The organism is Cellvibrio sp. (assembly GCF_053579595.1).
Genome location: NZ_JBRFPI010000353.1, coordinates 1 through 4730 on the forward strand (window position 1 = coordinate 1; position 4730 = coordinate 4730).

At 45.6% G+C, this 4730-nt stretch carries 6 protein-coding genes; 2 read left to right on the forward strand and 4 right to left on the reverse strand.

Features of this window, described 5'->3' with window-relative positions; genetic code table 11:
- Positions 1-1003: diguanylate cyclase domain-containing protein (locus ACWA6V_RS17445; RefSeq protein WP_449523689.1), on the forward strand; the 1003-nt coding region annotated here is incomplete at its 5' end.
- Between the two features lie 100 nt (positions 1004-1103).
- On the opposite strand, the gene cysZ is transcribed toward ACWA6V_RS17445, so the two are convergent.
- The 3 genes from cysZ to ACWA6V_RS17460 form a co-directional block, all read right to left on the reverse strand.
- Complete coding sequence (cysZ, locus tag ACWA6V_RS17450) at positions 1104-1847, reverse strand: sulfate transporter CysZ (protein ID WP_449523690.1); 744 nt, start codon at positions 1845-1847, stop codon at positions 1104-1106.
- On the reverse strand, positions 1848-2441 hold the full coding sequence (gene rrtA, locus ACWA6V_RS17455) for a rhombosortase (RefSeq protein WP_449523691.1): 594 nt from the start codon (positions 2439-2441) through the stop codon (positions 1848-1850). It lies immediately after the preceding gene.
- 153 nt (positions 2442-2594) lie between these two features.
- The gene (locus ACWA6V_RS17460; RefSeq protein WP_449523692.1) at positions 2595-3365 is read right to left on the reverse strand and encodes a DUF6748 domain-containing protein; all 771 of its coding nucleotides are present in this window, start codon (positions 3363-3365) and stop codon (positions 2595-2597) included.
- Positions 3366-3556: 191 nt separating this feature from the next.
- Here ACWA6V_RS17460 and ACWA6V_RS17465 point away from each other — a divergent pair, with 191 nt between their 5' ends.
- On the forward strand, positions 3557-4474 hold the full coding sequence (locus tag ACWA6V_RS17465; protein WP_449523693.1) for a VanZ family protein: 918 nt from the start codon (positions 3557-3559) through the stop codon (positions 4472-4474).
- Here the strand turns inward: ACWA6V_RS17465 and ACWA6V_RS17470 are convergent.
- Positions 4461-4730: GGDEF domain-containing protein (locus tag ACWA6V_RS17470; protein ID WP_449523694.1), on the reverse strand; the 270-nt coding region annotated here is incomplete at its 5' end. The two genes, ACWA6V_RS17465 and ACWA6V_RS17470, sit on opposite strands and share 14 nt — an antisense overlap.

A 4730-nucleotide genomic window follows, 5' to 3' on the forward strand; every position in this document is an offset into this window, starting at 1 on the left:
AAAACGGCGCGAGCAATTATTCAACAAAGCCATAGTCGATTATGTGACCAAAGAAGGTCGCTACGCTTACAGTAAAGCCATCGGCATGATCAATCGCCTGGAAAAAAACCAACATATTAAAGTCTTGGTGGTTGATGATTCGGATATGTCGCGCAAGCATATGGTGAATTTATTTCGCCGCCATTTGTTTCAAGTGGTTGAAGCGGTTGATGGTGCGGATGCGATCAAAGTACTGCTGGAAAATCCGGACACTAAATTGCTAATCACCGATTACAACATGCCTAAAATGGATGGTTTTGAGTTGGTGCGCAACCTGCGTTACAAGTACGACAAAACTGATCTGATTATGATTGGCGTATCGGGTGAAAGTAGTGAGGCGCTCTCCGCCAAGTTTATCAAACACGGTGCCAATGACTTTTTGCGTAAACCTTTTCATCCAGAAGAATTTTACTGCCGCATTATCCACAATATTGAATCGCTCGAACTGGTTGAGCAAATTACCTATAACGCCCAACGCGATCATCTCACGGGTTTGTTCCATCGCTCGTATTTTTTTAATGCCGCACGTGAGTTGTATAAAAGCGCAGAGGAAAAAGCTGCGCCCTTGGCGATGGCAATTATTAATATTGATCACTTTAGCGCTATAAATGAGAAGCATGGTAACGGCTGGGGCGATGTTGCCCTCAAGTATATCGCCGCTAGTTTGCATACGATGTTGGGGCGTTTTTTATTCGCACGTGCTGATAGTGATGATTTTTATGTGCTGATGCCGGGTTTGGATCATGAAAAGGCAGCCGCGCTGCTGAGTAAAGTAAAACAATTACTGGCCGCTGAAGCTTATGTTATTAATGGCGAAACCATGCACTTTTATTTCAGTGCTGGTGTAACTAGCCAAATGTGTCAAAGTTTGGATCACCAAATTGCCAAAGCGAATATCCATTTGCACCACGCCAAAGAAGCGGGTGGCAATATGATTGTGGATGATGGCGATGCTGAGGAGTAACTCGTAGTGTTCGTCACACCCGCGAACGCGGGTATCCATAACGGCCAACAAGGTGGACACCTGGGTTCGCTGGTATGACGGTTATGTATTTTACAGAAAATTATCGCGACGAAAGATGTTTTACTTCTTTCACCCAATAAAGCGTCGCACCAGCAACAGCAATCGGCGTAACAAAAATATTCAACACCGGCACCATGCTGCCCAGTAAAATAATCCCACCGTAAGAGTAGCTTGTTAATTTTTGTTTGTTTAAACGGCGACGCAACTCACGGAAAGTTAATTGGTGGTTATGGGCGGGATAATCGGAATACTGCACTGCCATACACCAGCAACTCCAGATTACTCCAATCAATAATCCCAATAAGTTTGCGCCGGGAATAAAAAATAGCACGACAAAAATCAGCATCACCAACAGGCCGCGACTCACAAAATACCAAAGTTTCACTGCCTCGCGTTGTAAGGTGCGTGGGATTAATTGCCCCCAGGGTTCATCGGGTGGTGCAACACCTGTCAAATGGGTTTCTATTTTTTCTGCCAGCAACCCAAAAAAGGGCGCGGCGAGAAAATTGGTAATAACGTTAAAGCTATAACCGTAGATAACTAAAAATACAAACCCAACCAGCGGCCATAATATCCAGGCAAACCAATCCAGCCAACTGGGCGACCACTCCAAGACCTGGGCAAAAAAATCCCCAAACGCGTGAAAGAGCGCGATGGTTACGCCGACAAAAATAACCAGATTAATGAGTAGCGGGATTAAAATAAAACGGCGGAATCCGGGCTTTACAATCAGCCGCGCACCCGCCAAAAAATAATCGATAGCAATACCAGGAGAACCTTGCATCTACTTTTTCCTTTTTAATCGTTGTAATAACCAGGCAATAACTGCAAACACCAGTCCGGCAATTGCACCGTATAAATGCGATTCCACTGCCACCGCTACCGGCAGCAGCGCCTGTAAATCAGTTGCTTCATAACCCGCACTATTTTCCTGCACTAATTTCGCTATCACCAAAACCAATGCAAGAACACGAATCCACATTGGATAGGCGTGTGTTAGCAACAAACCAGCAACAATGAGCCCATGGATCGCGCCAGACAAACCTGCATAGGGTGAATACTCAGGGTTAAAACAATAAACCCCAATCCCAACCCCCGCACAACACCAGAACAATAACAGCGAGAATTTTTTAAGTGAGTAGTCCGTAAAAAAAGCCAGCGTGCATAACAAAAGTGCGACTGCATTCATCAGCGTATGTATCCACCCAAAGTGCACCAGGTTCGCGGTGAGCAAACGCCAGAATTCGCCAGCTGAGACTCTGGTGGGTTCGAGACTGAGTAGGGGGAAGAGCGGATTATCAAGTGCAGTAAGGCAGAGCATGATCGCGCTTAGGATCAGGCAAAGTTTAAAGGTTACCGTTATTTTAATGATGGGCATTAGGTGTGCTGTGGTAAATGAGTCGAGGTGTATCTTAGACTCAGAGCGCAGGTTGGTGCAAACAGTCGTTGATTCAGCCAGCTTAATCGTTGGTGATAAGCAGCGCAGTAATCCCCGGCAATGAATGATCCGGGGATTATGTATTTGCACAGATTATTTTTTCGCAGGAAATGCAAAAAATACTTTGGTAGCCGCTATACCTATTCCTTTACCAGGTTCTGCGCCGGTTTCATCAAACCCGGTGCTCACATAAGTTGTGCCGGTAATGACCAATCCATCGGTCGATATCGCCTGCCATGCTTGCGCTTCTTGTTCGCGATCCAATGCTGCTTTTTCCAATGACAAGTCATGAAATTCGCTGCTGTAATCGCTGTTAATTAGTCCTGCTCTAAAGTAGGGGCAGGGTGTGGTGATACAGACTATGCCGGTGCTGGAAATTTTTAGATAAGGACCGACGGGAGAGTTTTTATTGGCACCTACCCAAGCACCGTTGGCCACCAGGGTTTTAGTGCGGGTCGCTACCCGGCCTGAAATAGGTGAATTGATCACTGTGCCCCGCAGCAGCGCTTGTTCGCTGTGAATTGCACTATTCAATTCGGCAATTTGTTTTTCCGTTAAACCTAAACGTTTGTAATTAATGTAGGCAACATAAATGCTGTTGGGCAATAATGCAGCGCTTTCATAGGCTTCATCTTCCGTTTGCAATTGGAGTGAATACTGGTTTACCGGTGTTAAAAACCAGCCCCCACACATCGGGAACGCGCATTTGCGGTAGTCGGGTTTAACAATATAAGTCGTGCCTGTTGGCTCGGGGCTAATAATGGTTTGAGCCTGAGCGCCCAGACTAAAAACAGCAGCGCAAAGTGCTACTAAACCAGCGCTATGTGCTATAGCTCGGGCAATGAAGGAAATGATGATGTTCATAATAGTAAGTCCTGTTATTAGATTGAACTGTTTCCCTATGCACACGGCATAGGATTTATGCACGGCTTTACCAACCCGTGCAGGCTTTATACTAAACCTTACTCATTTTTAGTCATTACTGATTGCCAAACTGCGCGCCAGTCATTTGTAATGAATTGTTCTTTTGTGAATTAACTTGTGATGGAGTTATTTTGAAAGCGAGCCTTCCTTCCTGGTTGTCGGGATTATTTGTTCTGCTTGTCGTACCGTTTTTTTTTGTGGGTGGGCCGGATTCGTTTTCGTCGCACTCATTAAAAAATCTGTGGAACTTTGGCCATATTATTTTTTTTGCGGTGTTGATGTTGTTGATTCAGGCGTTTAAACCTCTGGCACATTGGCGGCAATGGGCGCTAGTAACAATCGCTGCAATTGTACTTGGTTGTGCGATCGAGTTGGCCCAGCATTTTGTGGGACGAAACTCCAGTGTGGATGATGTTTTGCATAATGTATTTGGTGTGTGGCTGGGTTTGTTTTGGGGTCAAAAACCAACGCGCCGGGTTTGGTTGCTGCGTTTTATTAGCCTGGCGTGTGTCCTGCCATCATTGTTGTCAGTGCTGGATGCAGCGTGGGGCGATGTTGTAATGCGGCAACAATTCCCGCTGGTAAATAGTTTTGAATCACGCCATGAAATGCAGCAGGTACAGGCGGGCGCGGAGCGGGCAACTGTGCGGCAATCAGATAGTGTTGTGAGTCATGGCCATAGGTCATTATCTGTGATCTTAAGTACGGAAAAATATGCCGGGATCAGTTTGTTAGGTCCTTATGGTGATTGGAGTGACTATCAATTTTTAACAATGGATTTTTATAATCCTGAGGCTGAACGGCTGGAGTTGGTGATCAAAATTTCTGATTACCAGCATGATTCCGGTAGAAATTTGTATGGTGACAGATTTAATTATCCCATTGTATTAATGACAGGTTGGAATCATGTGCGTATTGATCTCAATGAACTTCGCAGTGCGCCTGCTGGTCGCAATATGCAGATGGATAAAATTACTGGCTTTACAGTATTTGCGCTGCAATTACCGACATCACGTGAATTTTATTGGGATAATATCAGGTTGCAGTAACCACCCGGTTACGCCCCGCCGCTTTTGCCCTATAGAGTGCGGTGTCGGCCGCCTTAAACAGCTGCTCCAAATTTTCATTGGTTTTTAACGTGGCGACACCGAAACTCGCGGTGATATGAATATCTTTGTGCAGTGTTTGGTTTGCAATGAGCTCGCGCAATTTGTCGGCTATAGCGCAGGCACTTTCAATATCCGTATCGCGGCAGACCAATACAAATTCCTCGCCGCCCCAGCGGGCAAATAAATCCTGAATGCG

What these genes read in the sequence shown, in the direction of transcription:
- cysZ (WP_449523690.1), bottom strand. Translation starts at nt 1,847, where the DNA reads ATGCAAGGTTCTCCTGGTATTGCTATCGATTATTTTTTGGCGGGTGCG.
- rrtA (WP_449523691.1), bottom strand. Translation starts at nt 2,441, where the DNA reads ATGCCCATCATTAAAATAACGGTAACCTTTAAACTTTGCCTGATCCTA.
- ACWA6V_RS17460 (WP_449523692.1), bottom strand. Translation starts at nt 3,365, where the DNA reads ATGAACATCATCATTTCCTTCATTGCCCGAGCTATAGCACATAGCGCT.